Origin of the sequence: Rhodomicrobium udaipurense JA643 (assembly GCF_000636015.1) — a bacterium.
Lineage (GTDB): Bacteria > Pseudomonadota > Alphaproteobacteria > Rhizobiales > Rhodomicrobiaceae > Rhodomicrobium > Rhodomicrobium udaipurense.
The window spans coordinates 1-25618 of sequence record NZ_JFZJ01000021.1; the positions used below are offsets into that span (position 1 = coordinate 1).

Consider the following 25618-nt stretch of genomic DNA (forward strand, 5'->3'; position numbering starts at 1 on the left):
CCGCGTCGCGTCAGCCCGTTCTTCATTCCGGGCCGTCTCATCAATCTGGCGTCCGGCTACGTTTCCATCAAACATGGCCTCAAGGGACCGAACCACGCCGTGGTCACGGCCTGTTCGACTGGCGCACACGCCATCGGCGATGCCTCGCGACTCATCGCGTTCGGCGATGCCGACGTCATGGTCGCCGGCGGAACCGAGAGCCCGCTTTGCCGCCTGGCGCTCGCGGGCTTTGCGGCCTGCAAGGCGCTCGCCACCGATTTCAACAACGACCCGGAACGTGCCTCGCGCCCCTACGACAAGGATCGCGACGGCTTCGTGATGGGCGAGGGCGCGGGCGTCGTCGTCCTTGAGGAATATGAGCACGCCAAAGCGCGCGGCGCGAAGATCTATGCCGAAATCATCGGCTACGGCCTGTCCGGCGACGCTTACCACATCACTGCCCCGTCGGAAGACGGCGACGGCGCGTTCCGCTGCATGACGGCGGCGATCAAGCGCGCCGGAATCGCGGCTTCCGACATCGATTATATCAACGCCCACGGCACATCCACGATGGCGGACGGGATCGAGCTCGGCGCTGTAGAGCGTCTTCTCGGCAGCCACGCCGCCAACAGCGCCATGTCTTCGACCAAGTCGATGACGGGGCATCTGCTTGGCGCAGCCGGTGCCGTGGAAGCGATCTTCTCGGCATTGGCGATCCGCGATCAGGTTTGCCCGCCGACGATCAATCTCGACAATCCGTCGGTCGAGACGGCGCTCGACCTCGTGCCGCACAAGGCGAAGGAAAAGCGCATCGATACGGTGTTATCGAATTCCTTCGGGTTCGGCGGCACCAACGCGAGCCTCATTCTGCGCCGCGTCGCCTGACGCGGCTGCGGTCGGTGGCGCATCCAGCGCCCCGCCCGCCCGTTCGTCTGGCGTTATCCTCGCTTATCGCTTCTGTTTTCCGTCATTGAGGAAGGCTCCACACTCTTTCGCCATAATACATTGCTGAATGATCTATCGGGGTCACTGAGTAGTCTGATCACATGCCGAGCGATTATTACAACGCGAATGGGAACAGCCGCTACTCGAAGAATGCCGCTTATCGCGGTCAGCGAGACTATTCCGTTTTGCCGCGAAGCCCGTCCGAAGCGCTTGAACCCGAGCGCGCGCCCGAGCCGCCTGAGGGCAGCCGGGGACGCCGTCAAAATCCCATCGTCGTATTTCTGAACCGCCTTCTGACGTTTTTCCTCGTGCTGCTGATAGCCGTCGGCACGACGTCCTACGTGGTTCGCCTCCAGTTCGACAAGCCCGGCCCGCTCGCCTATCCGACCGTTTTCGTGGTGCCGCGCGGCGAGGGCGTCAGCGCCATTGCCCGCCGCCTCGAACAAGAGGGTATCATCAACGACCGCTGGACGTTCTTCATCGCCGCCCGCTACTTCAAGGTTCACGACAAGATCAAGGCGGGCGAATACAACATCAAGGCTGAAGCCAGCCTGCGCGACGTGCTCGATACGCTCGTCGAGGGCAAGTCGATCCTCTACAGCGTCTCGGTTCCGGAAGGGCTGACGAGCTGGCAGGTGATCGAGCGGCTGAAGGCCAATCCGGATCTCGTCGGCGATATTCTCGAAATTCCGCCCGAAGGCAGTCTGCTCCCCGACACCTACCGTTTCGCGCGCGGCACCTCGCGGGACGAATTGATCCGGCGCATGCAGGGCGAACAGAAGAAATTCATCGAGGGGCTTTGGGCGACGCGCTCACGCGATCTCGCGCTGACGACGCCGGAGCAGGTCATCAACCTCGCCGCCATCGTCGAGAAGGAAGCAAGCCGCGCCGACGAGCGCCCGCGCGTGGCCGCAGTTTATCTCAACCGGCTCAAGAAGCGCATGCGTCTCGAAGCCGACCCGACCATCATTTACGGCGCCAGCGGCGGCAAGGGCACGCTCGGCCGTCCGATCCTCAAGAGCGAGGTCGAGGACGAGACGAACCCGTATAACACCTACCGCAATGCGGGCCTGCCGCCGACGCCGATCGCCAATCCCGGCCGCGCCGCCATTGAGGCCGTTCTAAAGCCCGCGAAGAGCGGCGATCTGTTCTTCGTCGCCGACGGTACGGGCGCGCATGTGTTCGCAGAGACCTACAGCGATCACCAGAAGAACGTTGCGCGCTGGCGGGCCATAGAACGAAGCCAGCGCGAGGAAAAGGCAGCGGACCCAGCGGCGGATGCGGTCGCGCTCGACAAGTTGCAGGCTGTCGACATCCCGCTGCCCCAGCGCAATCCGCATCGGTAACGCGTCGCACGCCCGCGCGTCGGGCTGCCTCGGAGGCATCGAACGAGCGCCAACCGTGCTCCGGTGCCGCATATCAGCGGAACCCGTTCGGCATCCATCGCTTGTGCCTCGGGAGGCGAGGCGTTTGCGCGATTGTCCGGCGATGGGCGAGTGACGCCTTATCGTTTGAGCGAGGTGGACCGGGGCGGCGCAAGAAGCGCATGCCAGATCTATTTGCCGCTCAAAGAAGCGCGAACGGCTCCCGAAACGCGGCGCGGCTATCGGCTTTCTTCCGCGAGCCTGAACGTTCCGCTTCCAAAAAGGTCGAACACAATCTAAATCGGTCTTGTGTTTCTTTGGAAAGTTCAACGTGAGCAGCGAACCGATTGCGACGCCTGACCGGCGCGGCCTTTGTCTCATCCTCTCCTCGCCGTCCGGCGCGGGAAAAACCACGCTCGCGCGGCTTCTCCTGGCGTCCGATGCGTCGCTCGGGCATTCCGTGTCCGTGACCACGCGTCCGTCGCGCGCGCAGGAGGCGGATGGCGTCGACTATTACTTCGTTACGCGCGACCGCTTCGAGGCCATGCGCGATGCGGGCGAGCTTCTCGAATGGGCCGAAGTCTTCGGCAATTTCTACGGAACGCCCGCCGAGCCGGTCAAGGCCGCGCTGGCGGAAGGCCGGGACATGCTCTTCGACGTCGATTGGCAGGGCGCGTCATCGATCGCGGCGCTTCTGCCGGAAGACGCCGTGCGTGTTTTCATCCTGCCGCCGTCCGGCGAAGAACTCTCCCGGCGTATCTATTCGCGCGGAACCGATCCCGAGCACGTGATCGAGGCGCGTCTGGAAGGTGCGGAGGCGGAAATCTCGCATTGGGGCGATTACGACTATGTGCTTGTGAATCGCAACGTGGAGGACAGCCTCGCCGTCCTCAAGGGCATCGTTACAGCCGAGCGCCACAGACGGCATCGGCAGGTCGGGCTGAGGACGTTGATCGCGCAACTCGCGCCGCCGTCGCGCACGCGTTGAGCTTTGGGCTGTTATTCGCGCCGAAACGCCCTCGCCGGGCACCGCCGGCCATAAATCTGTGCGGCGGTGCGGCAAACCCGGCGGGAGCCTAAGTTTCGCCATGAACAAGCCCAATGGCACAAGGGATTTCTTGTCAGGGGGCTGGTTTGTGGCTTCGCATTACGCTTCTGGTTGCTTTGGCTTTTATCCCTCAGGGTTGCGCGCGGAAAGACCCCGCCGTTGACAATCTGATCGGATCGGAGCCGCAGCGGCTTTCCTTCGGCCCGCCTCCGCAGGTGCTGCAAACTTTCGTTGAAAAGATGAAGCTGTGCTGGTTCGGCACGGGCGAAACGCTGGCCGGCTATCGCTACGAAGCGGGCGAACGCTACCCCGGTGAAGACGCACAAAGCCCGGAAGGATACCCGAACGTCAAGCTTTTCGAGCCGGGTGACGGTCCGCCGCTCTTCGAAATCCAGTTCCACAAATACAACGACAACACGCTGATCGTGACGCGCAACTATGCGATGTCGACCGAACTCAGCACGAAGGTGAAGCGCGACATCCAGCTTTGGGCGCTTCAGGGGCGCGACTGCACAAGCTGAGGCGCGGCGATGACTGCCGCGCCGATGCGGCGGTCGGCCGACAGAACGGGCATAACGGGCGGTCAGGCCGAAGCGTGCCTCGGGTAAGCCCCGCCTCGCGACACGCACCGACCCTCTGTATCAAAACTCGACGTCGAGTTCCTCGAACTCTTCCGGCTCCGCCTTCGCCCCCGCGATCCATTCTTCCATCGCGGGCCAGACCATGATCGAGCGGCAGTAATCCGCCGACACGGGGTCGAGCTTGACGTCGTAGGTCAGAAAGCGCGTCGCGACCGGCGCATACATCGCATCCGCGAGCGAAAGCTCTCCGAACAGATACGGGCCGCCATAGGCCGCGAGGCATTCGCGCCAGATCGCGGCGACGCGGTCGATGTCGGCCTGCGCGCCATGGAACACCTTGAAGCCGGGATAATGCGCCCTGAGGTTCATCGGCAGCGCCGAACGCAGATTGTAGAAGCCGGAATGCATTTCGCCCGCAACCGAGCGGCAATGCGCGCGTTTTTTCACATCTTTGGGAAGAACAGGCGAGTTTGGCTTCAGCTCCCCGAGGTATTCCGCGATTGAAAGCGTGTCCCAGACCTTGATGCCATTGTGCGAGAGGCAGGGCACGAGAAACGACGGCGAAAGCAGCAGAAGTTCCGCCCTCATCGACGGGTCATCGATCGGCACGGCCACTTCCTCGAAATCGAGCCCGGCGAGCTTGCAGAGGAGCCAGCCCCGGAGCGACCACGAGGAGTAGTTCTTGTTGCTAATTGTAAGCTGAGCCTCCGCCATAGACCATAACCTTCGCTTGTGGTTCGAACCTTGCATCGCCATTTGCGACGTCTGTGTTGCCCGTTTTTCCTGCGCCAGGTCAGAAATGCTGTATCAGGCCTATCAATTCTACACGAATGCGACGGCTCCCGCGCGCAGTTTCGCGCAATTCGGCCTCAACGCGATCGCTCCTTTCGCCGCACAGCTGAACGGCAACGGCGGGACAATCCGGCAATATGCGGCGGCGTGCGAGCTGATTTCGCGGTCGACGCTCACGCATACGCGGCCGCCTTACGGCATCAAAAGCGTGCGCGTCGACAACCGCGACGTGGCTGTCACCGAAGAGCCGCTGGCGAAAATGCCGTTCGGCACGCTGCTCCGCTTCAGGAAGGATATCGACGTTGCACAGCCCCGCGTCCTCGTGGTCGCGCCGCTCTCGGGGCACTTCGCGACGCTCCTGCGAAACACGGTCGAGACGCTGCTTCAGGATCACGATGTGTGCATCACGGACTGGCACAACGCCCGCGATGTGCCGCTTTCGGCGGGCCGGTTCGGCTTCGAGGATTACATTGATCATCTGATCCAGTGGATGCGCGTCATCGGCCCCGGCGGGCATGTGGTCGCCGTGTGCCAACCCTGCGTGCAGGTGCTTGCCGCCGTGGCGATCATGGCCCAGTCGGGCGATCCCGCGAAGCCGCGCAGCATGACGCTGATGGCCGGGCCGATCGACACACGCATCAATCCGACCAAGGTAAATGAACTCGCGACCGAAAAACCGATGTCGTGGTTCGAGAGCAAGCTCATTTCGCGCGTACCCTTCGCGCATCCGGGGGCGGGGCGGCGCGTTTATCCCGGCTTCGTGCAGCTCACCGCGTTCATGTCGATGAACATGGAGCGGCACAAAAAGGCGCATCTCGACCTCTACAAGCATCTCGCGGAGGGCGAAATCGAGAAAGCGCAGTCGATCAAGACGTTCTACGACGAATATTTCGCCGTACTTGATCTAACGGCCGAGTTTTACCTTGAAACGGTGGCATGGGTTTTTCAGGAGGCGCGTCTAGCCAAGGGCGAACTCACCTATCGCGGCGAGAAGGTGGACCCCGGCGCGATCCGGCGCACGATGCTTCTCACGGTGGAAGGCGAGCGCGACGACATTTGCGCCATCGGCCAGACGACAGCCGCGCACGACCTCTGTACGGGCCTGCGCCCGCACATGAAGCGCCATCATCTGCAGGCGGGCGTAGGTCATTACGGCGTTTTCAGCGGCCGTCGCTGGGAAAGCCAGGTCTACCCGCAGGTTAGAAACTCCATCCTCGCGATGGACTGAGGACGCGCCGCGCCGTCTGGCATTTCGGTGCACGAACGCCGCCTGAAGGCTTGCGATTGCGCGCCAAGTTGCGCATTCTCCACCTCATGACAGCGGAAAACACCGAGAAGACCGAGCCGGACGACGTCGAAATCGAGCGGCGTCGGAAAGAGGCGGCCAAACGCGCGCTAGCCGAAGCCGAAGCGCGCAGGCTCGCGGCGGGCGAACCGGAGAGGCCGCGCGAGATCGGCGCGCGCAAAGGTCTCGAACCTACGCGGTTCGGCGATTGGGAGAAGAAGGGGATTGCGTCCGATTTCTGAGCGCGTCCGGCGCGTCGGCGCGTGCGCACGAGGGGTTCGCTTTTTGCGATAGGACCGCTTAGGGCGCTTTTGCAAATTTGATCGCGCGCTCCAAAGCCGCTTCGGGATTGGCACAAACCAGATCCCCGGTGGTACGGACCAAGGGCGGCGCAAATAAACATCCTCGCCGGGGCTCAGATCCGCGCCCGGTCGCGACGGACGCTCACACATCCGAACGCCACTGACACGGGCCGAACACGTCGGCGCGACTCGATCAACTTTTCGTCAAGGGATTCACGCGGGGGGATTGCGGGTTCCCCCCAGCGGGAAACACGTCGCGAGAGTTACGCGGCGGCCTGCTCTTCTTTCGGGTCGCGAAGCACATAGCCACGGCCCCAGACGGTTTCGATGTAGTGCTGGCCGGTGTTCGCCGTCGCGAGCTTCTTGCGGAGCTTGCAGATGAACACGTCGATGATTTTCAGCTCAGGCTCATCGATACCGCCGTACAGGTGGTTGAGGAACATTTCTTTCGTGAGCGTCGTGCCCTTGCGGAGCGACAGCAGCTCAAGCATCTGATATTCCTTGCTCGTCAGATGCACGCGGTTACCGTCAACTTCGACCGTCTTGGTGTCGAGGTTCACGATGAGGCTGCCGGTCTGGATGACAGACTGCGCGTGGCCTTTGGAACGGCGCACGATGGCGTGGATGCGCGCGACGAGTTCGTCCTTGTGGAACGGCTTCGTGAGGTAATCGTCGGCACCGAAACCGAGGCCGCGAACCTTGTCGTCCACACCGCCTGAACCCGACAGAATCAGGATCGGCGTCTTGATCTTGCTCACGCGTAGCGCGCGCAAAACTTCATAGCCGCTGATATCAGGTAGGCCAAGATCAAGTAAAATTATATCATAATCGTAGATTTTTCCGAGGTCGACGCCTTCCTCTCCAAGATCTGTCTGGAAGACGTTGAAACCCTCTGACAGCAGCATGAGCTCAATGCTCTGAGCCGTTGCGCTGTCGTCTTCGATGAGAAGCACCCGCATAAGGAATCCCTCGCTAGCAACACGTGTATACCGCAATGACGCGAGACTCAAGGTCTTTTCCGCGCCGTGAAGCTTAACTTCAGAACCGACATTAACGCATGAAAGGTTAAGAAATCTTAAGCTTACTACGCAGACGAGTGTCCCGCGCTACATTTCGCGCGCAGGCTTAAGGATAGGACTGAGATCGTGAATAAATCAGAAACTTGCCGGCAGAAACGCTGCCTGAGGTTGTGCCCTCTCCTCGTCGCAAATCAAAAGTGCCCCCAACGACGAATCGACGACACCGGTAATGTGACCCAATTCGCCGAGTGATCCAACCGCCAATTCCTTTAGGAATTACTAAGACGAACGCTGTTGCAAACAGGCGACGTTTCACGGTTGGTTAATGGTTTTGCGGGAAACTGGCCTGGAACTGGATGTTACAGCCCATTGAGTGAAGCGTAACCGGAGTCGGGGCCTCGTACGAGTATGATGGAAACAGTTAATTCCAATCAAATCCAGCGGTTTGAGTACGAGGAGAAGCGACAGCAGGTCAGCGACCTGGAGTTGATGATCGCGGACTTCGCACGCATGGCAAATGATCTTGAGCAGCAGATCAAGATCGAACAACAGACGTCGGGTATTTCCGACGTAAACCACTTCGCCTACCCGACATTTGCCCGCGCTGCAATGACGCGGCGCGACAACCTCCGGTCGTCCATCGCTGAGCTTGAAAAGCGCCTCGACCGGGCGCGGCAGGAGGCGCTCGACGCGTTCGAGCAGTTGAAACTGTCGGAATCGGCGGGCGATCTGGAAGCACAGCGGCAGGTGAAGCCCGGCAGCCGCAGGAAGCCGCCGAAGCATCTCGGAAGCCACGCAAGCACGCGCTAGAGGTGCGAAATTGAATTAGCGCGTCCTTCATGCCGCAACACCGGCGCGAACCGAAGCCCGCTTCGGTGCCCGCGCGTCGGGTGCCCGCCCAAACCCTAGCGCGGTTCGAGCGTGAACAGGATATCCTCGCCTTCCTTCAGCGCTGAAAGCTTCAGCGAAGCTTCAGTCGCGAGGCGCGTGGCGTAATATGCGATGACGAGCCGTCCGTCGATGGTGCGCGTCGTATCGCCCGCGAACACTTCCGCGACACCTTCCGGCACGCGCGCGGCGCGCCCACGGCACAGGATGATGAGCTTGAAGCGGCTGCGCCCGGCTCTCGTCTTCGACGCGGAAAGCCCCAGATAATAGTCTCCGCCAGCGGGCAGGGCGTTGATCGACACGCCGAGCAGCGCCATCAGAAGCCGCGCGTGCTCCTTCTCGATCTCGGGCACATTCGCTTGCCAATGGAGGCGGCGCTTGCCGTTTTCGAGGTAGCGCCGGGCGACCTGTTCGATATGTTGGACCGGGACGAGCGCGCCGAGGCTCGATGATACGCCGAATGCGAGACGGTTGAAGTCGAGCTGCGCCCAGGCCGCCTTCGCGCTGTTCTGGATCAACTCCAGCGCATAGAAGCGCGTGTCCTCGTCGTTTTCTTCTTCGAGGAGTTCGAGTCCGTTGTTGATCGCGCCGATCTGGCCTGCGAGGTCGTGGCAGATCTTGCTCGATATCAGCGCGGCAAGGGCTGTGTCGTCGAGTCTCGCGTCGGTCACGATCATTCCTCCTGCGGAAAGCACGCGGGTTGCGTTCGCACTCGCACTTGTGGCAAGAGCCGCCATGGCGCTGCCGTACAGGCACCATGATTTGGCCTTGCTCTTCAACCTCTCATACTAAAAAAATGCGCCACACGGCACAAAGTTACGAGCACGCCGGGCGAGACTCTCTCTTACCCTTAATCACGAAAGACACACAGTGAGCTTCGACGCGTCCGACATACGTGAACTCGGGCTATGGGCTCTCCCCCTCGCGCAGCGGGCGGGCGCCGTCATCATGGACATCTATACGACGAGTCCCGAGGTGCGCTACAAGGCGGACCGCTCGCCCGTTACCGACGCGGATGTCGCCTGCGAACATATAATCCTCAAGGCTCTTTCGAGGCTGGCCGCCGATATTCCGGTTGTCGCGGAGGAGGCGCTGTCGTGCGGCGCAGCGCCGAAGATCGAAGATCGCTTCTTCCTCGTCGATCCGGTTGACGGCACGAAGGAGTTCATCCGGGCGAACGGCGAGTTCACGGTCAACATCGCGCTGGTGGAGAATCACGCCCCGGTGTTCGGCCTCGTCTATGCGCCCGCGTTCTCGGACTGCTACGTGACGCTCGGGCCGGACCGCGCCGTGAGGGTGAAGCTCGTGCCCGACCATCATCCCGAGCCGCGCCCAGACTACGCATTCGAGCCTATCTCCGGTGAGCGGCCGGGGTCGCGCGGCTTCACGGCCATCGTCAGCCGCTCGAATCAGACGCCCGAAGCCGAGCGTTTTCTCCGGCGCATCGGCGGTCCGCCGTGCATGCGCATGGGATCGTCGCTCAAGTTCGGCGTTCTCGCGCGGGGAGACGCCGATGTGTATCCACGCTTTGCGCCGACGTCCGAATGGGACATCGCGGCGGGCCAAGCGCTGGTGAACGCGGCTGGCGGGTGTGTGCTCACCGAAGCGGGCGCGCCGCTCGCTTACGGCAAGGTCGACCGCCACTTCGCTAACCCGTCCTTCATAGCGTGGCGGCGGCGCGACGAGGCCGAGGCGATGCTTCGGGCCGAGTAGCGCCTGTCACGCGTTCGTCGGCGGACAGGTGACGGACTCTTCGACGGGGCCAAAATTCGGCCTCAAAAAGGCGACACCAGCGAAGATGTGCTGCGTAGGGGCGATTCTGCCTTTCGCGCTTTCCTTCGGTCGCGCCGTGTTTCGCCACGGGATGCGGCCACCGTGGCAAGCGCCGCCGATAAAGACCGCCAGTTGCAAATCTGGCGATGCAACCGGATTTCCACCATGACGCGCCACCGCAGGATTTCGCTTCTCGCCTTCGGCACCGTGGCCCTTCTGGGGCTGGCAGCCGCTCACGCGATCAGCGCCGAAGCTCAGGACTACCTCCCGCCGCAACAATATCAGGGCGAGGCGCCTCGCTCGCTGCGTCCGCCACAACAGTCACAGCAACAGACGACGGCGACGCCCCCGCAATCCGGTGCGTCAGGCCAGCAGAACGGCGCCTATGCGGGGCAGGGCAGCGGCGCAGGCGCGCCTCCGCAGGGTAATGGCGCGTATACGGCGCAGAACACCTACGTGCCGCCGTCGAACGACAACCCGGGCTACGGCCAGCCTTACAGCGCGCCGCCTGCGCAACCGACGGCGCAATGGGGCGAGCCAGTCGACGGTCCCGGCGGACCGCCGCCACGCGAGCGCGCAACCTATTCTTCGAGCGAGATCCTCGACGAGGGACATCGTTTCTTCGGCGGCGTGTCGGAAGGGCTGGCGAAAGTGGTGGAGCACGCGTTCCAGCGCTACGGCCGCCCGACCGGCTACATCCTTGGTGAAGACGCGGGCGGGGCGATCATCGCGGGCCTGCGGTACGGAGAAGGCACGCTTCACACAAAAATGTATCCGACACAGAAAGTGTACTGGCAGGGTCCGTCGATCGGCTACGATTTCGGCGCGGCGGGCTCGAAAACGCTCACGCTCGTCTACAACCTTACATATCCAGCGCAAATTTTCGAGCGCTTCGCTGGCGTCGACGGTTCGGCCTATCTCGTGGGCGGCGTCGGTATAACCTTTCAGCAACACGAGGATGTCATTCTCGCGCCCATTCGCGCCGGCCTGGGGTTGCGTTTTGGGGCCAATGTCGGTTATCTCAAATACACGCCGTCGCCGACCTGGAACCCGTTCTAGGCTCGCGGCCTCGCGACCGGACGGACGACGCCCGTTCTTGCGGCTTACCGAGATTTGCGGCCCCCGCGCGGGAACGCAGGCGTATAAGGGGCAAGTCGGCGAGGCAGCGCTCCGTTCGTCGCCGCGCGCCGTAGCAGGCTGCAAGGAGGGGAGCCCAGTTTCATGATCCAGGCAGCCATGCTGATCGCGCTGGGATTTCTGATCGCGAGCCTGATCGGGGTGTTGCTCGCTCCGTCGATGTGGGCGCGCGCGGCGCGTCTCTCGCGCAAGAAGCTCGAAAGCTCACTCCCGCTTACTCTGTCAGAGATTCAGGCCGCGCAGGATCAACTTCGCGCATCCTATGCCGTCCGCATGCGCCGACTCGAAACGGCACTCGCCAGCGCAAAGCAGAAGGCCGCAAACCAGCTCGTCGATAACAGCCGGTTGCAAATGGAAATCGCGGGCCTCAAGGACCGCATCGCCGAAATCGATCTCCAGCTTTCCGAGCGGCGGAACGCGGCGACGGTTCTCGAACAGCAGATCACGAAGCGCTTTCCCGAACTCGACGGCGAAATCACGCGCGCCAAGGCCGAGTTGCAGGAGCGCGGCTATGAGCTTCAGGACGTGACGAATCGGCTCGCGCGCCGCGAGGAGGAACTCGACGCCGCGAAACGCGAGGCCGCCTCCTATCAGGAAGAACTTGGCCGCCTGCGTGAAGTGCTCGAACGGAGCAGCGGCGCGGACAAGGGCGGTCGCAGACTTCGGCGCGCCTCGCAATGGACGCTCGACGATTACAAGGCCGAATATGACCGGCTCAATCTCGAACTGTCGAGGCTGCGCCAGCAACTCGCGCAGCTTCAGGATCGCGACTCGCAGCAGGTCGGCGTCATCAAGGGCGAATTGCAGAAGCTCGCCGAACTCATCATGATCTCGGCGCAGCCGCGCCCCGCTCCCCAGCCGACGCCGCCGGAGCCGCAGGTGCGTCGCGCCGCGATCCTCACCGAACAGCGCCGCCATGGCGCGCACGCCCGCCCGAAGCCGCTGCCGCAGAGCCAGCCCGCTTCGCTGACGGCTCGGCTGAGGCTCAACGGCGAGGCGGCGAACGGTGCATCGCAACCGGCTCCGTCATTCGCGGTGCCATCATCGAACACGCCGGTTCCCGCTCCCGTCGCAACGACGCGCGATGAGGGCGCGGAGCCCGTACAAGGCGCGAAGTCTCCAACTGCCGCCGGATCGGGCGAGCGCGTGCTGAACGGTGGGACGCAGCACGAGACCTCTCAGCCCGGCTCTGCCGCCGCCGATCGCGAAAATCAGGCGTTGGCCGTGCGCTCCGATACCCCAGGCGACGCGGCTTCTCCCCCGAGCGAAACAACCTCCCGCTCGTCGCTCCTCAAGGGCGTAACGACGACAGACGAGGCCTCCGGCGAGGCGGGCACGCCAGCGGATCGCGGGGAGGCTCCAGCCGGGCAGGCGGCTGCGGAAAATCCGCCGAAGCCGGACACGGAGGCTTCGACTCCCGCTTCCCTTCCGGCGATCCCGGACGAGCGAAAGCACGGCAAAACTCTCGCGGGCATCGAATTCGACAACGCTGCGCTGACGCTCGCCGCGATCGCCGCTGTCAATGGCGCAGCGCGTCCGGTGGCTGCCAAGGCGGAGGATCCCGCATCTCCGGTAGCGGACGACGTCGAGTTCGTCGGGCCTCCGTTCCGAACCTCGGACAAGACCGGCGCGCGGACGCTCGTCGAACGCATGCGAGCGGCTTCGGAAGAGCCAGCGGAAGCGAAGGATTAGGGGCGGCGCCTGTCTCTTCGCCGAGGTTCAACTCGCCGTGGAAAGAATCCAGCGCTCCGTCCCCTCAAGCCCCACTGCCGTAAGCCTGTTCGACTTGAACGCGTAGGTGTCTACCCCGATGCGGTTCGGAAGAAGCTGCGGTTCGCGCGCAGGCGTATGGCCGTGAACGACCACGGCGCCGAAATCCTCGTCCGAAGTGAGAAACGGATCGCGTATCCACAGCAGATCTTCTTCGCGCTGCTGGTCGAGCGGCACCCCGGGTCGCACGCCACCATGGACGAAGAAATAGCCGCCGATCCGAAAGCTTGGCTTGAGATTGCGATAGAAGGAAAGGTGGCTCGCGGGCAGCGCCTCGCGGAAGCGGGCCGAAGCTTCCTGAAGCCCGGTGGGCGTGCCGCGTGTGGCGAACCTCACGAGATCGGGGTCGAGGCCATAGGACAGCAGCGCCGCATCGCCCCCGTTCTTCAGCCAGAAATTGTCCGGCGTGGCGTCGTAAAGGAAGGACATCAGCAGGGCCTCGTGATTGCCCTTGATGAAGACGGGCGACAATGTCTCGCCCAGTTCGCCGATGAGCGCATCCACCACTTCCTTCGACGAGGGGCCGCGATCGACGTAATCGCCGAGAAAAACGATCATGGCGGGCTGAATGCCGCGTTCGTGCTGGTCAGCATCGACAAGATCGAGCATGATTTCGAGGAGATCGAGACGGCCGTGGATATCGCCGACGGCATAAACGCGCATCCCGTCGGGGACGCTCGCGGCAAAGCTGCCGCTATCTGTTAGTCGCAAACGAAGTCTCCTTGCAATACCGCGCCAAAGCGCGATACTCCTTGGCCCAAGCAGGGCAAACTGCCAGCATTATGGCACAGTTTCGCCGCTTTTCTCACTCAGTCATCATGGTGGCTAGCGGTTGGAATTCATGCCGCTGGCAGATGTTGATTGTTCCCGTTTAAGTTGTCCCTTGCGGCCGCGTGGTTGTAAGGGTCAATCATCACGTAAAGAGGATCAGGGATGGTGCTCCGGCTTCTCGCGACAAGCCTTCTCATCTTGCTTTTTGAGAGTGGCACCGCTTTGGCGCAGGCTCCGACGCGTCCCAATACTCCGGCCCCCCAGGCGACCGGCGCGCCCCAGGCTCAGAAACCCAGCGCGGCGGGCGCGGTGGGCATCGTGACCGGCGATGTCGAAAGCACGGGGATCAGGATGGCTGCCGACCTCGCCCGCCTGCTCGACAGCGACAACGATCTGCGGATCATTCCGATTGCCGGCAAAAGCCCGGCGCAAAATATCAGCGACCTTCTTTCGCTTCGCGCCATCGACGCCGCCATCGTCCAGTCGGACGTGCTGGCGTACTTCGTGAAGACGGGCAGGCAGCCGAATGTCCAGACCCGCATGCTCTACATTGCGAAGCTCCATTCCGAGGAGTTTCATGTTCTCTCGCGCATGCAATTCACCTGCCTTCAGGATTTGAACGAGCGCCGGGTCAGCTTCGGCCCACGCGAAAGCGGCAGCGCGATAACGGCCGAGTCGGTGTTCGAAGCGGCGGGCGTACGACCGGACGTGCTCTATCTCGACCATGAAGACGCGATCGAGAAGCTCAAGAAGGGCGAGATCGACGCGCTGGTGTCGGTCAGCGGCAAGCCATCGCGCGCTTTCGACCGGATCAGCCACCGCGACCGCGTCCATTTTCTCGATGTGGAATATTTGCCGAGCCTCCAGCAAAGCTATCTTCCTGCCATTATTACGAAAGAAGACTATCCGGAACTGGTGGCGCCGAACGAAAGCGTTGCGACCGTCGGTGTTTCGACCGTGTTGTTCGTTCACAACTGGCATCCGCAATCGGAGCGCTTCCGCAATGTTTCCCGCTTCGCCGAGAAGTTCCTGACGAACTTCGAAACGCTGAAGGCGGGCACGTTCAACCCGAAGTGGCGCGATGTCAATATTCGCGCGCCGCTGAAGGGGTGGACGCGGTTCCAGCCCGCCGAGCGCTGGCTTGTCGCCAACGCAGCTGCGAAGGCGCAGACGGTGACCTCTCCGCAGGCTGCGGCACAGTTAAAAACGATGCTGCAAAAGTTCGTGGAGAGCCAACGCGGCAGTGGAGCGGACGAAGAAGAGCTATTTAATCAGTTCGTTCGGTGGTATCAGCAGCAGGGTACGCAACCACCACCTCGCCAGCAGTGATGAGGGGCCCGGACGGGACGTTAGGCGGGATTTCCCGACAGGAGCAGATCATGCCGGAGACAGGCAAGCTCGAAGAGCACAACGAGACGGCTCGCGAGACGCTTGAGCCTCTCGTCGAGACGAAGGACGAGACCGCGACGGAAGCGGCGGACGCGCCGTCGGGGGACGGGGCACTTGAGGAGCAGGCGAACATCCTTGCCACTCAGGGCGCGGCCGAGGTGGCGACGAAACCGGTCGAGACTCCGGCTGTTTTCGCGCTGCTGAACGACGCGCTGGAAATCCCCGTCGAGCCGCAGGACGCAGCCGAGTCTTCGTCGCCGTCAGACGCTTCAACGATTGATGCGAGTATCCCCGAAGATGTTGCGCCCACAGAGGCAGCGCCGGAGATGGCAGAAGCGATCGCGAGCGAAGACGTGGCGATGGAAGACGTGGCGCCGGACGAAGCACCCGTAGCGGAAGCAACGGTTGAGGCCCAGTCGCCCGATCAATCCGGCGATGACACGCCCGCAGCCGCAACAGATTTTCAAGTCGATGAGGCATCGGGTGAGCTTCCGCCGGATCCGACCGACTGGGACGGCATCGACGACTTTGCCGACAGCATCGTGACCGGTCTCGAACAGGCCGGAATTCCGATCGACGCGGACGCGTCGTTAGCGCAGCTCGCCGGGCGAGCGGCGGACGAGCCCGGTCTTCCCGAGGATCACGAAGCCTTTTTCGCCGGGTGGGGCGATAATAGCGGAGAATCGGACGTCGCGCGCACAAAAGCGGCCGAATCGCTGGCCGCCGCTACGGTCGCGCGGGAGGGTGCGTCAGACGCCCCCGATCAGGGATACCAATCGCTTACCGAAATCGGGCTTGCCTCGGCAGCGTCGGCTGCCGCGGACCTTCCGAGCAGCCAGCCCGACAAATTGTCCGAGAAGCATGACGAACTTGCCGACGCCGTGCAGTCGGCGCTCGAAAGCATCTATGGCGGCATGTCATCCGGTCTCGCTCAATCCGGTGGAACGGCATTCGGGTTCGCAGGCGTGGGCCGCAGTGCCAACGCACCGGGCAAACCGGAACCGGCTTCTTCCACCGGCGGGCTGGGCGAGTCGCTGTCGCCGCAGGATGTCATCCTCAGCTATTTCGATTACGAGGCAAAAAAACAGGCCGCGCGCCCCAGCGCCGATACGGTTTTGTCCGCTGCACCGACGCCGATGCCGACGCGTCCCGCTGCCGAGGCTTACAAGCCCGAGCCAAGGACCTATCGTCCCGAGCCGGAGCCTTCCGCCGCTCCGCAATGGGTGCCTCCGCAAAACTCGCTCTATCAAGGCGCGCCCGCATATCCCGTTCCGGCCGGTGTCGTAGCGCCGCCTCCGCCTGCTGTTGCACAAGGCAGCAGCCGGGTTCTCGGCGCCGCTGCTATCGGCCTTGTCGGCGGCATAGCCATCGCCGCGTCTCTCGCCGTCTTCGTGATCAATGCTTACGGACCTCAGCTCGCCAAGACAGCTACGGCGACACGCGCGCCCGATTCCCCAGAACCGGGATACGGCCCGCCGATCCGCTTCGACACCGAAGATCAGCAGGCCGCAGCCTCCTTCGAAGCGCGCGCTCTGGCGGAACCGGCCCGCATAGCGGTCGCGGACGCATCCGCGACAAAGGGGCAGCCTGCGCCGCTCTCAATCACGGTGCGACCCGAGCGATTGCGCGAACAAGCCCTTGTCAGCATCACCGGCGTGCCTTCGGGCGCGCGTCTCAACGCGGGCGTGGACGCAGGCGGCGGCAATTGGCTCCTTCCGCCGAACCGTCTGAACGGGCTTACCATCAACCTGCCGCAGAACGCGCCCGAGACGGTGCCGCTTGCCGTCGAACTGGTCGATACAAAGTCCCGCACGCCGCTTTCCGACCGGCAGGAATTCGCCGTCCGCATCGGAGCGCCAAGACTCGCCGCGTCCGAGGCCGAGCGCTTCACCAACGCGGTGAGCAGCATGGCGATGTCCGAGATCACGGCAGGCCCCGAATCGCAGAGGCCGCAAGCCTCGCCGCCATCCTTCAGCACACAGACAGTCTCAGCCGCGACGTCAGCACCGCGCCGCGCTCCCGCCGCGGTCGAACAGCCGTCGATAGCTGCTCTCTCCGCACCTGCTGCGTCTGCGCCCGTCGCCGAGCCCGAGAGGCCGGTTTCGGTCGCTCCTCCGGCGCCCATCAGGCAGGCGGCGCTCGCGCCTCAGCCTCAACCCGAGCCGGAACGCTTGGTCTCCCGCAGCGCAACCTCGGTTACGGAGATCGAGGATCTGATCCGCGAAGGGAACAAGCGCATGCGCGAGGGCGACATCCTTCAGGCGCGGCAGTTTTATCAGAAGGCCGTGATTTCGGGCGACCCGGAGGCGGCGCTCGCCATGGGACGCTCCTACGATCCGATCTATTTCGCGCGCATCGAAAAGAAGAACGCGGAACCGGACGCGGCGAGGGCCTTCGATTGGTATCGCAAGGCGATGGATGGCGGCGCGGTCCAGACCGCGAAGGTCAGGATCGAGAACCTCAAGCACTTCCTGAACGAGTAGACGCATGGCCGCCGACAAGGACGCGCGTCTGACGGCGCTTGAGGAAACCGTGGCGCATCAGGCGCGCGCGCTCGACGAATTGTCGGATCAGGTGGCGCGCCAATGGCGGATCATCGATTCGCTCAAGGGGAAATTGGAGCGCTTGACGGAGCGGTTTCAGGCCGTGGAAGAGCAGACGCTCGGGCCCCCGCCAATAACCAAGCCGCCGCATTACTGAACTGCCCGCCGAAGAGGGGAGGACGAGCGCAATGGGCGGACTCTCAGATGAGTGGTATCGCCGAACGGCATAGTTTATGCCCGATCCGGCGCCTGTGTAGACAGCCACCAATCTCCGCCATTGAACCAGCAGGTGTCGTCGGGCGTGTCGTCCAGACGCAGCGATTTCACATCCGCGAAGTCTCCCCGAGAGAATGCCGCGACCAACCCTTGGCCTTTTTCGTGATCCTGCGGCGCCTGACACGCCACAAATACGGCGCGCGAAACAAAGCGCGCCGCCCAGACTGAGCCGCCTTCTGCCAGCTTTTGAACCAGCAGCATTCCGCCGAACCCATTCTCCGGCTGAAGTGGAAACAGCAAACGGCCGTTGGGACGCAACGCATGGAGCCACGCCGCGCAGGGCTGCGTGATCCCGGCGTTGACATAAATCGCATCGGCTTCCGGCAGTTCGTCGTCCGCGCCGGACCTCGCCTCGATCGATGCCTGCGGCCAAGGCTCAAGATTGGCCTTAGCGCGCGCGGCAAGATCGGGATCGATCTCGAAGCCGATTACGCGCCCTTCCGGCCCGACGAGGTAAGCCAGAATGGCGGTGTAGTAGCCGCTGCCCGCGCCGATCTGCAGCACCGTTTCGCCGGGCTGAAGCGCGATCGCATCGAGACAGTGGGCATGAAGGCTCGGCTCACCAATGTTGAGGCCGCGCTTTGCATCGAGTGCGATCAGGATGTTCTGATAAAGAAAGGCGGGATCGTCGTCCGGAGTCTCTACGTAGGTAGGCGGAAACGAGACAGGCCGCCACGGCGAGCTAACGGGAACCTGCCACGGCCCCGGACCGGCAAACGCCTCGCGAGGAACGGAGGCGAATGCCTCCTCTATGTGGGCATCGCTCGTGTTCGCGCATTTCGTCACGTAAAGCGCGAAAAAAGCACGAAGCTTGGCCGTGCGACTAGCTTCCATCGGCGTTCCCCCCCTGATGCGCGTACGGTCGCAAAGAATTGATGGGCCGATATTATAAAAAAACGGCCGCCCCAAGGCGACCGCAATCTGTCCACAGCGCGAGTTCGCGGACCGCAAGCGGTCCACCATGCGAGCCTAATGAAGCGTCACAAGCTCCAGATCGCTCTCTTCGACATTCTCAAGCGCGGCGGAACGGCTGTCGGTCAGGACCATGGGCGTTCCATCGGCTGACACGACGGCATAAAGATCGATGCCTTCAGGCAAGCCGCCAAGCTGCGGGAAAAGCTCCGCAACTTCCTTAGCCTTGAGCTGCTTGATGTAAGCGAATTCGCCTTCGCCCCAGGCTTCGAGCTCGAAATCTTTCAGGGGTTCTTCCACGATAAGCACCTCCTCGTGCCAACTGCACACTTCGGTCTGTCTGCCCTCCGCCCGCTTGGCGAGACGTTAGAGAACCCGTCCGAGGTGGGACGTGACGTGTTAAAGCGGCATATATGCTCGACACGCGCGCTTTCAAGAAAAGCGACCGCATCAGGAAGAATAACACACAACCTGGGATTTTTGGTGGAGCCAGGCGGGATCGAACCGCCGACCTCTTGAATGCCATTCAAGCGCTCTCCCAGCTGAGCTATGGCCCCATAAGACTCCCGCATTCTGGGAGAATGCGGTGGGCGGCTTTGGAAGCGCCGCCGTTGCGTCGGAGCTACTTAAAGCGTTGGCGCCTGCACCGCAAGCAAAAACAGCGCTCTGAGGCGTTCTTCCGCGAAGTTTTCCGAACCGCCCGCGAACTTCGACGCGCGCGGCCAGTCGAGGAAAGATTTTTTCCAAACGGGCCGCTACAGCGCGGGTCTATTCCAGAAAAAATAAACGCGGGACAGCGTTCGCCGCCGCCCCGCGTGTGCTCCGACATCGCCGGCGAGCGCGATGGCCCGCCCGCGCGAATCACTTCGATCAAACGTCGTCGTCCTTGCCGCCGCTTACGAAGGGCACGTCGGCTTCGCTCTCGTCTTCGGCTTCGAGGAAGGTTTCGTCGTCGGCACCCGTGTCGATATCGGCCTCGTCGTCGGCGACGTCGGCGAGATCGCCGCCTTCGATATCGGGCAGTTCCTCTTCGCGCGCCACCTCGTCGAGCGGCACAAATTCGAGCCCGCCGCGGCCCGCATCCAGCACCGCGTCGTCATCGGCGTCGAGGTTGTTGCCAGCCGGGAGCCGCGAAGGCACGCCGCCGTCCTGATAGACAGCCTGACAGGCCGGACAAACGATGGGATCGCGGTTGAGATCGTAGAATTTGGAGCCGCAGGATTGGCAAACCCGCTTGGTGCCGCGCTCAGCTTTCAGGGACATCGGTTTTGAGCTTTCTTGAGGGTTCTTCCATGGCGCGCCGCGCCGCATTGTGTTTCGGATAGTCAGCATCGCCGCCGGCTGTCAAAGGCAAAGCGCGAAGCGCGCAGAAATTGTGCCGCATTCGCCCCAAGCCGATTGACAGTTTTCGCCGAGATGGGTCTATGACGGCTTTATCGCCATTTCTGGCAACCTCATTAGGCTTTTCAGGCAACACAGGGTCACTTCCGCCGATGTCCACCCACGCAGCCGACGCAAGGCCGCTAATGTCGCGAAAGTCGGGACGATTGCAAGGGGCGGTTGTTGTCCCGGGCGATAAATCCATTTCGCATCGCGCTCTGATCCTCGGTGCGCTGGCCGAAGGACGCACCCGCATCACGGGGCTTCTCGAAGCCGAAGACATCCTGTGTACGGCGCGCGCGCTCGAAGCGCTGGGCGCGGGCGTCGAGCGCGACGCCGATGGCGCATGGACCGTCACCGGGCGCGGCCTCGGCGGGCTCGCAGCGCCCGCGGGCGACCTCGACTTTGGCAACTCGGGCACCGGCGCGCGCCTCATGATGGGCGTCGTCGCCGGGCACCCGCTCGCCGCGCGCTTCACTGGCGACGCAAGCCTGCAAAAGCGCCCGATGGGCCGCGTGCTCGCGCCGTTGCAAAGCATGGGCCTCGCCATCGAGGAGGAAGGCCGCAATACGCTGCCGCTGACGCTCGTCGGAACGGGCGATCTGGTGCCGATCAGCTACCGCCTGCCGGTGCCGTCCGCGCAGGTGAAGTCGGCCGTGCTGCTCGCGGGGCTGTTCGCCAGCGGCGAGACGAGCGTCATCGAGAGCGAAAAGTCGCGCGACCACACCGAGAAGATGCTGCGTTATTTCGGGGCAGAAATTTCGGTCGAGCCGTTCGAGGGCGGCCTTCGCATCGCGCTCGAAGGGCGGCGCACGCTGAAGGGCCAGCCGGTCGCGGTGCCGGGCGATCCGAGTTCTGCGGCGTTCCTCGTCGCGGCGGCGCTCATTACGCCCGCGTCCGACATCCTCGTGAAGAATGTGCTGGTGAACCCGACGCGCACAGGCTTCTACGAGACGCTTGCCGAGATGGGCGCGGACATCAGCTTCGAAAACGAGCGCGAGGTGAGCGGCGAACCGGTCGCCGACATCCGCGCCCGGACGAGCGAGCTTCGCGGCGTGACGGTGCCAGCGGCCCGCGCGCCCTCCATGATCGATGAATATCCGATGCTGGCGGCGCTCGCGACCCTCGCTGAGGGCGAGACTTTGATGGAAGGCCTCGCCGAGCTTCGCGTGAAGGAAAGCGACCGGCTCGCGGCCATGGTCGACGGGCTCGTCGCGTGCGGAGCGATAGCGCATGCGCGCGGCGACACGCTCACCGTGCTGGGCTTGCCCAAGGTGCGCGGCGGCGCTACCATCAAGACCCACATGGACCACAGGATCGCCATGTCGTTCCTGGTGCTGGGCCTTGCAACCGAGGAGCCGGTGACTGTCGACGACGCGTCGATGATCGCGACGAGCTTCCCGGAATTTCGCACTCTGATGCAACAGGTGGGCGCGACGCTCGACGAGCCGGGGCAGGCTTCGAACGAGGCGCGTGGGAAAGACCACAAATGATCATCGCAATCGACGGAACGGCGGCGGCCGGCAAAAGCACGCTTGCGCGCCACGTGGCGCAGACTTACGGGCTGCCGCATCTCGACACGGGCTCGCTCTATCGCGCGGTGGCGCGCGACGTGATGGCGGCCGGGCATTCGCTCGAAGACGCGCGCGCGGCGGCCTTCGCGGCAAAGAGAATCGACCCGTCGACGCTCGGCGACCCGAATCTCCGCCTCAGGGGCAATGGCGAGGCGGCGAGCGTCGTGGCGGCGATCCCGGACGTGCGGGCGGCGCTTCTCGAATTCCAGCGGGCGTTCGCCAATCAGCCCGGTGGCGCGGTGGTCGAAGGCCGCGACATCGGCACCGTCGTCTGCCCGGACGCGGAAGCGAAGATCTTCGTCACAGCGTCGGCGGAAAGCCGCGCGGCCCGGCGTCACCGCGAACTTGTGGGCTACGGCGTGGAGATCACCGAGCAGGTTGTGCTCGCCGAGATCAAGGCACGCGACAAGCGCGACAGCGAGAGGGCCGTGTCGCCGCTGAAACCGGCTGAGGACGCACTCTTGCTCGATACGACCGAGTTGGATATAGAAAAAGCCGTTGCCGCCGCTCTTCACCTTATTGATAAAGTGGCGCGTCGCGGATAAATCATGCTAAGCCCGCCAACGGGTTCGGCGTGATCCGTTCGCGTCTCGACAGTCGATCCGCAGGGTTGACCGGCGGACGGCAAATCTGAATTCGCATTTGTGACGGCATCGGGGAAACCGCGCCCCCCGGAGGCCGCCTGTTTCAACCTCTAACGCATACCCCAGGCCATAAGGCCAAATCGGAGTTTTAATGACTGCAACGCAAACAATAGAGCCAAAGGCCAAGGAGTATAATCCGACCGTCGACGACTTCGCCGCTCTTCTCGATGAATCGCTTTCCGGCTCCGCGCCGAGCGAAGGCGCGGTGGTGAAGGGTATCATCGTCGCGATCGAAAAGGATTTGGCGGTTATCGACGTCGGCCTCAAGACCGAAGGCCGCGTGCCGCTCAAGGAATTTGGCTCGTCCGTTGCCAACCCGACCATTCATGTCGGCGATGAGGTCGAGGTTTACGTCGAGCGCATCGAAAACGCGATGGGCGAAGCGGTTCTTTCGCGCGAGAAGGCTCGCCGCGAGGATAGCTGGACGAAGCTCGAACAGAAATTCAACGCCGGCGAAAAAGTCGAAGGCGTGATCTTCAACCGCGTGAAGGGCGGCTTCACCGTCGACCTCGACGGCGCGGTGGCCTTCCTTCCCGGCTCGCAGGTCGACATCCGTCCGATCAAGGACGTGACGCCGCTCATGAATGTGCCGCAGCCCTTCCAGATCCTCAAGATGGATCGCCGTCGCGGCAATATCGTCGTGTCGCGCCGCTCCGTTCTGGAAGAGACGCGCGCCGAGCAGCGTAGCGAAATCGTCGCCAAGCTCGAAGAGGGCCAGGTGGTCGACGGCGTCGTCAAGAACATCACCGATTACGGCGCGTTCATCGACCTCGGCGGCATCGACGGCCTGCTTCACGTCACCGACATGGCGTGGAAGCGCGTCAACCATCCGACCGAGATCCTGAACGTCGGCGACACGGTGAAGGTGCAGATCGTCCGCATCAACCCCGAGACGCAGCGCATCAGCCTCGGCATGAAGCAGCTCGGTTCCGACCCGTGGTCGGGCATCGAAGCGAAATATCCGATCGGCGGCAAGTTTACGGGCACCGTCACGAACATCGCCGACTACGGCGCGTTCGTGGAGCTGGAACCCGGCGTCGAGGGCCTGATCCACGTCTCCGAAATGAGCTGGGTCAAGAAGAACGTCCACCCCGGCAAGATCGTTTCGACGAGCCAGGAAGTGGAAGTTCAGGTTCTCGAAGTGGACGCTTCCAAGCGCCGTATCTCGCTCGGCCTGAAGCAGACGCAGGAAAACCCCTGGAACACGTTTGCGGATACGCATCCGAAGGGTTCCGAGGTCGAAGGCCAGGTTCGCAACATCACCGAGTTCGGTCTGTTCGTGGGCCTCGAAGGCGGCATCGACGGCATGGTGCATCTGTCGGATCTCGACTGGTCCCGTTCTGGCGAGGAAGCGATCAAGGAATACAACAAGGGCGACACCGTTCGCGCTGTCGTGCTTGAGACCGACCCCGAGAAGGAACGCATCAGCCTCGGCATCAAGCAGCTGGCCACCGATCCGTTCCAGTCCGCGTCCTCGACGCTGAAGAAGGGCTCCACCGTCACCTGCGAAGTCATCGAGGTGAAGGATGCCGGCATCGACGTGAAGATTTCGGGCACTGATATGACGGCGTTCATCCGCCGCGCCGATCTGTCCCGCGATCGCAGCGAACAGCGTCCCGAGCGTTTCTCCGCCGGCGATATGGTCGACGCTGTCGTCACGCAGGTGGACAAGGGCGGGCGCAAGATCGGTCTTTCGATCAAGGCGCTGGAAATCGCCGAAGAAAAGGAAGCCGTCGCTCAGTTCGGTTCGACCGACAGCGGTGCTTCGCTCGGCGACATCCTTGGCGCTGCGCTCAAGGCGCAGACCAAGGATAAGGAGTAGGCCGTATTGCGCGAAGGCGCGCTTGAGCGGCATGGCCCGTGCAAATCATTGCGCGGGCCTCGTTCGAAGGTGAATGCATGACCCTGGATTCAGACATTCTCATCGACCGTCGCCGTCTCAAGCGTCGCCTGACCGTTTGGCGCGTGCTTGCCATCGTCGCGTTCGTCGCCGCGCTTGCTTTCGCGGGCGCACGGTCGGGCGGCGACGACGGCACATCTGGTTTCGGGATCGGGCGCGACCACATCGCGCGCATCACGATCTCGGGCTTTATCGGCGACTCGAAGTCCCGGCACGACATGCTGGAAAAGCTTCGCAAGGACGACAATGTGAAGGCGGTCATCGTCGCCGTGGATAGCCCAGGCGGCACCACGACAGGCGGCGAAGCCCTCTACGAAGACTTGCGCGAACTCGCGAACGCCAAGCCCGTCGCCGCCGTGTTCGGCACAATGGCGACGTCGGCGGCCTATCTCGGCGGCATCGCCACGGATTATATCGTCGCGCGCGGTAATACGATCACCGGCTCCGTTGGCGTAATCTTTCAGTGGGCCGACGTCTCGGAGCTTCTCGGCAAGGTCGGCGTGAAGGTCGATGAGGTGAGAAGCGGCGCGCTCAAGGCGAAGCCGTCGCCGTTCACGCCCGTTGACGATGCGGCCCGTGCGCTTACGGAACAGCTTGTGAAGGACAGTCAGGGCTGGTTCGTGGGGCTGGTCGCGGAGCGGCGCAAAGCCGCAGTATCGTCCCTCGAAGACATCAAGACCGGCCGGATCTACACCGGCAGACAGGCGGCTCAGGTCGGGCTTATTGACGCGATCGGGGATGAGCAGGTTGCCATCAAATGGTTCACCGATGCCCGCAAAGTGCCGTCTGGCCTGAAAGTGCGGGACTGGAAACCCGGACAATCCGTGTCCTCGCTGCTTTCCGCGTCGATGTCGAGCCTCGCGCTGAAGCTCGGTGTCGCGTCTCTTGTGGACGCGGCTGTGCTCGAAGGTCTGGACATCCTGAAGGACCGTCCGCTTGACGGCTTATTCTCCATTTGGCACCCTCAGCTCAGCAATGTGAGATAAATGTATGATTAAGTCCGAGCTGATTGAGAAACTTGCCGCGACGAACCCCCATCTCATGCACCGGGATGTGGAGAAAATCGTGAATGTGATTTTCGAAGAGATTACTGGCGCGCTGACCAAAGGCGACCGTGTCGAGCTGCGCGGCTTTGGCGCATTTTCCGTCAAGCACCGCCCCGCTAGGGTCGGTCGCAACCCGAGGACGGGGGATCAGGTTTCGGTGCCTGAAAAGTTCGTCCCCTATTTCAAGACAGGCAAAGAGCTGAGAATCAGGCTTAATCCGCCCGAGGCTCCTGCCGAGAAGCCGAAAGGCCGCAAGAAGGCAGCGAAGGCATCCTAACTCTGGCGACAGGCGGCCGCTGG

The 25618-nt window shown here is 63.0% G+C and carries 25 protein-coding genes and 1 tRNA gene; 18 read left to right on the forward strand and 8 right to left on the reverse strand.

Going from position 1 to position 25618, the window contains the following annotated elements:
- The 4 genes from T281_RS05240 to T281_RS05255 all read left to right on the forward strand — a co-directional run.
- Positions 1–864, forward strand: an 864-nt coding sequence (locus T281_RS05240) for a beta-ketoacyl-ACP synthase II (RefSeq protein WP_037235313.1), incomplete at its 5' end; no start/stop codon positions are given.
- Between the two features lie 161 nt (positions 865–1025).
- A complete protein-coding gene (mltG, locus tag T281_RS05245) occupies positions 1026–2270 on the forward strand; it encodes an endolytic transglycosylase MltG (protein WP_037235316.1) in 1245 nt (414 codons plus the stop codon).
- A gap of 349 nt (positions 2271–2619) precedes the next feature.
- Complete coding sequence (gene gmk, locus T281_RS05250) at positions 2620–3276, forward strand: guanylate kinase (RefSeq protein ID WP_037235381.1); 657 nt, start codon at positions 2620–2622, stop codon at positions 3274–3276.
- A gap of 146 nt (positions 3277–3422) precedes the next feature.
- Positions 3423–3857 carry a hypothetical protein gene (locus tag T281_RS05255; RefSeq protein WP_037235319.1) on the forward strand — a complete coding sequence of 145 codons (435 nt, stop codon included), beginning with the start codon at positions 3423–3425 and terminating at the stop codon, positions 3855–3857.
- Between the two features lie 120 nt (positions 3858–3977).
- Here T281_RS05255 and T281_RS05260 read toward each other — a convergent pair whose 3' ends face one another.
- Positions 3978–4631: a glutathione S-transferase family protein gene (locus T281_RS05260; RefSeq protein WP_037235323.1), complete on the reverse strand. Its 654-nt coding sequence runs from the start codon at positions 4629–4631 to the stop codon at positions 3978–3980.
- Positions 4632–4716: 85 nt separating this feature from the next.
- Between T281_RS05260 and T281_RS05265 the strand changes: the two genes are divergently transcribed.
- Together T281_RS05265 and T281_RS05270 are read left to right on the forward strand one after the other, a co-directional pair.
- Positions 4717–5937 carry a polyhydroxyalkanoate depolymerase gene (locus T281_RS05265; RefSeq protein ID WP_037235326.1) on the forward strand — a complete coding sequence of 407 codons (1221 nt, stop codon included), beginning with the start codon at positions 4717–4719 and terminating at the stop codon, positions 5935–5937.
- Between the two features lie 86 nt (positions 5938–6023).
- The gene (locus T281_RS05270; RefSeq protein ID WP_037235382.1) at positions 6024–6236 is read left to right on the forward strand and encodes a DUF1674 domain-containing protein; all 213 of its coding nucleotides are present in this window, start codon (positions 6024–6026) and stop codon (positions 6234–6236) included.
- 323 nt (positions 6237–6559) lie between these two features.
- On the opposite strand, the gene ctrA is transcribed toward T281_RS05270, so the two are convergent.
- A complete protein-coding gene (ctrA, locus tag T281_RS05275) occupies positions 6560–7255 on the reverse strand; it encodes a response regulator transcription factor CtrA (protein WP_013418607.1) in 696 nt (231 codons plus the stop codon).
- Between the two features lie 570 nt (positions 7256–7825).
- Here ctrA and T281_RS05280 point away from each other — a divergent pair.
- Positions 7826–8125 carry a flagellar export protein FliJ gene (locus tag T281_RS05280; RefSeq protein ID WP_155955107.1) on the forward strand — a complete coding sequence of 100 codons (300 nt, stop codon included), beginning with the start codon at positions 7826–7828 and terminating at the stop codon, positions 8123–8125.
- Between the two features lie 95 nt (positions 8126–8220).
- Here T281_RS05280 and T281_RS05285 read toward each other — a convergent pair whose 3' ends face one another.
- Positions 8221–8874: a histidine phosphotransferase family protein gene (locus tag T281_RS05285; RefSeq protein ID WP_162173116.1), complete on the reverse strand. Its 654-nt coding sequence runs from the start codon at positions 8872–8874 to the stop codon at positions 8221–8223.
- A 199-nt stretch (positions 8875–9073) separates the two neighbouring features.
- Between T281_RS05285 and cysQ the strand changes: the two genes are divergently transcribed.
- The 3 genes from cysQ (at position 9074) to T281_RS05300 (ending at position 12805) form a co-directional block, all read left to right on the forward strand.
- Positions 9074–9916, forward strand: a complete 843-nt coding sequence (gene cysQ / locus T281_RS05290) for a 3'(2'),5'-bisphosphate nucleotidase CysQ (protein ID WP_245269158.1) — start codon at positions 9074–9076, stop codon at positions 9914–9916.
- A 162-nt stretch (positions 9917–10078) separates the two neighbouring features.
- On the forward strand, positions 10079–11035 hold the full coding sequence (locus T281_RS17460) for a DUF1134 domain-containing protein (RefSeq protein ID WP_245269159.1): 957 nt from the start codon (positions 10079–10081) through the stop codon (positions 11033–11035).
- 162 nt (positions 11036–11197) lie between these two features.
- Entirely contained in the window at positions 11198–12805 is a 1608-nt protein-coding gene (locus T281_RS05300; protein ID WP_037235335.1) for a hypothetical protein, read from the forward strand.
- 27 nt (positions 12806–12832) lie between these two features.
- Here T281_RS05300 and T281_RS05305 read toward each other — a convergent pair whose 3' ends face one another.
- Positions 12833–13594, reverse strand: a complete 762-nt coding sequence (locus T281_RS05305) for a metallophosphoesterase family protein (RefSeq protein WP_245269161.1) — start codon at positions 13592–13594, stop codon at positions 12833–12835.
- A gap of 222 nt (positions 13595–13816) precedes the next feature.
- Here T281_RS05305 and T281_RS05310 point away from each other — a divergent pair, with 222 nt between their 5' ends.
- The 3 genes from T281_RS05310 to T281_RS05320 are packed head-to-tail and all read left to right on the forward strand — an operon-like array spanning position 13817 to position 17743.
- The gene (locus T281_RS05310; protein WP_037235342.1) at positions 13817–14983 is read left to right on the forward strand and encodes a TAXI family TRAP transporter solute-binding subunit; all 1167 of its coding nucleotides are present in this window, start codon (positions 13817–13819) and stop codon (positions 14981–14983) included.
- Between the two features lie 50 nt (positions 14984–15033).
- On the forward strand, positions 15034–17526 hold the full coding sequence (locus T281_RS05315) for a hypothetical protein (RefSeq protein ID WP_037235345.1): 2493 nt from the start codon (positions 15034–15036) through the stop codon (positions 17524–17526).
- A gap of 4 nt (positions 17527–17530) precedes the next feature.
- Positions 17531–17743, forward strand: coding sequence for a SlyX family protein (locus T281_RS05320; protein ID WP_037235348.1), 213 nt, complete (start codon positions 17531–17533; stop codon positions 17741–17743).
- Between the two features lie 74 nt (positions 17744–17817).
- On the opposite strand, the gene T281_RS05325 is transcribed toward T281_RS05320, so the two are convergent.
- From T281_RS05325 to T281_RS05340, 4 genes are all read right to left on the reverse strand, one after another.
- A complete protein-coding gene (locus tag T281_RS05325) occupies positions 17818–18696 on the reverse strand; it encodes a protein-L-isoaspartate O-methyltransferase family protein (protein WP_037235351.1) in 879 nt (292 codons plus the stop codon).
- Between the two features lie 135 nt (positions 18697–18831).
- Positions 18832–19074, reverse strand: coding sequence for a BQ00720 family protein (locus tag T281_RS05330; RefSeq protein WP_013418597.1), 243 nt, complete (start codon positions 19072–19074; stop codon positions 18832–18834).
- Positions 19075–19255: 181 nt separating this feature from the next.
- Positions 19256–19331: transfer RNA gene (locus T281_RS05335), tRNA-Ala, on the reverse strand.
- Between the two features lie 313 nt (positions 19332–19644).
- Entirely contained in the window at positions 19645–20037 is a 393-nt protein-coding gene (locus T281_RS05340) for a TIGR02300 family protein (protein WP_037235386.1), read from the reverse strand.
- Between the two features lie 230 nt (positions 20038–20267).
- On the opposite strand from T281_RS05340, the gene aroA reads away from it, so the two are divergent.
- From aroA to ihfB, 5 genes are all read left to right on the forward strand, one after another.
- Positions 20268–21647: a 3-phosphoshikimate 1-carboxyvinyltransferase gene (gene aroA / locus T281_RS05345; RefSeq protein ID WP_037235355.1), complete on the forward strand. Its 1380-nt coding sequence runs from the start codon at positions 20268–20270 to the stop codon at positions 21645–21647.
- The gene (gene cmk, locus T281_RS05350) at positions 21644–22273 is read left to right on the forward strand and encodes a (d)CMP kinase (protein ID WP_037235358.1); all 630 of its coding nucleotides are present in this window, start codon (positions 21644–21646) and stop codon (positions 22271–22273) included. Before aroA ends, cmk begins: the two co-directional genes overlap by 4 nt.
- A gap of 190 nt (positions 22274–22463) precedes the next feature.
- The gene (rpsA, locus tag T281_RS05355) at positions 22464–24194 is read left to right on the forward strand and encodes a 30S ribosomal protein S1 (RefSeq protein ID WP_052037086.1); all 1731 of its coding nucleotides are present in this window, start codon (positions 22464–22466) and stop codon (positions 24192–24194) included.
- 77 nt (positions 24195–24271) lie between these two features.
- Positions 24272–25258: a signal peptide peptidase SppA gene (sppA, locus tag T281_RS05360; protein WP_037235388.1), complete on the forward strand. Its 987-nt coding sequence runs from the start codon at positions 24272–24274 to the stop codon at positions 25256–25258.
- Positions 25259–25262: 4 nt separating this feature from the next.
- Positions 25263–25595 (forward strand): integration host factor subunit beta, encoded by a 333-nt coding sequence (ihfB, locus tag T281_RS05365; protein WP_013418590.1) that lies wholly within the window; start codon positions 25263–25265, stop codon positions 25593–25595.
- The last annotated feature ends 23 nt before the right edge of the window (positions 25596–25618 follow it).

Excerpts from the sequence above, each read along its gene's own strand:
- mltG (WP_037235316.1), top strand. The coding sequence starts at position 1,026 with ATGCCGAGCGATTATTACAACGCGAATGGGAACAGCCGCTACTCGAAG.
- T281_RS05260 (WP_037235323.1), bottom strand. The coding sequence starts at position 4,631 with ATGGCGGAGGCTCAGCTTACAATTAGCAACAAGAACTACTCCTCGTGG.
- T281_RS05265 (WP_037235326.1), top strand. The coding sequence starts at position 4,717 with ATGCTGTATCAGGCCTATCAATTCTACACGAATGCGACGGCTCCCGCG.
- T281_RS05270 (WP_037235382.1), top strand. The coding sequence starts at position 6,024 with ATGACAGCGGAAAACACCGAGAAGACCGAGCCGGACGACGTCGAAATC.
- ctrA (WP_013418607.1), bottom strand. The coding sequence starts at position 7,255 with ATGCGGGTGCTTCTCATCGAAGACGACAGCGCAACGGCTCAGAGCATT.
- T281_RS05280 (WP_155955107.1), top strand. The coding sequence starts at position 7,826 with ATGGCAAATGATCTTGAGCAGCAGATCAAGATCGAACAACAGACGTCG.
- T281_RS05300 (WP_037235335.1), top strand. The coding sequence starts at position 11,198 with ATGATCCAGGCAGCCATGCTGATCGCGCTGGGATTTCTGATCGCGAGC.
- T281_RS05310 (WP_037235342.1), top strand. The coding sequence starts at position 13,817 with ATGGTGCTCCGGCTTCTCGCGACAAGCCTTCTCATCTTGCTTTTTGAG.
- T281_RS05315 (WP_037235345.1), top strand. The coding sequence starts at position 15,034 with ATGCCGGAGACAGGCAAGCTCGAAGAGCACAACGAGACGGCTCGCGAG.
- T281_RS05320 (WP_037235348.1), top strand. The coding sequence starts at position 17,531 with ATGGCCGCCGACAAGGACGCGCGTCTGACGGCGCTTGAGGAAACCGTG.
- T281_RS05325 (WP_037235351.1), bottom strand. The coding sequence starts at position 18,696 with ATGGAAGCTAGTCGCACGGCCAAGCTTCGTGCTTTTTTCGCGCTTTAC.
- T281_RS05340 (WP_037235386.1), bottom strand. The coding sequence starts at position 20,037 with ATGTCCCTGAAAGCTGAGCGCGGCACCAAGCGGGTTTGCCAATCCTGC.
- aroA (WP_037235355.1), top strand. The coding sequence starts at position 20,268 with ATGTCCACCCACGCAGCCGACGCAAGGCCGCTAATGTCGCGAAAGTCG.
- cmk (WP_037235358.1), top strand. The coding sequence starts at position 21,644 with ATGATCATCGCAATCGACGGAACGGCGGCGGCCGGCAAAAGCACGCTT.
- rpsA (WP_052037086.1), top strand. The coding sequence starts at position 22,464 with ATGACTGCAACGCAAACAATAGAGCCAAAGGCCAAGGAGTATAATCCG.
- sppA (WP_037235388.1), top strand. The coding sequence starts at position 24,272 with ATGACCCTGGATTCAGACATTCTCATCGACCGTCGCCGTCTCAAGCGT.
- ihfB (WP_013418590.1), top strand. The coding sequence starts at position 25,263 with ATGATTAAGTCCGAGCTGATTGAGAAACTTGCCGCGACGAACCCCCAT.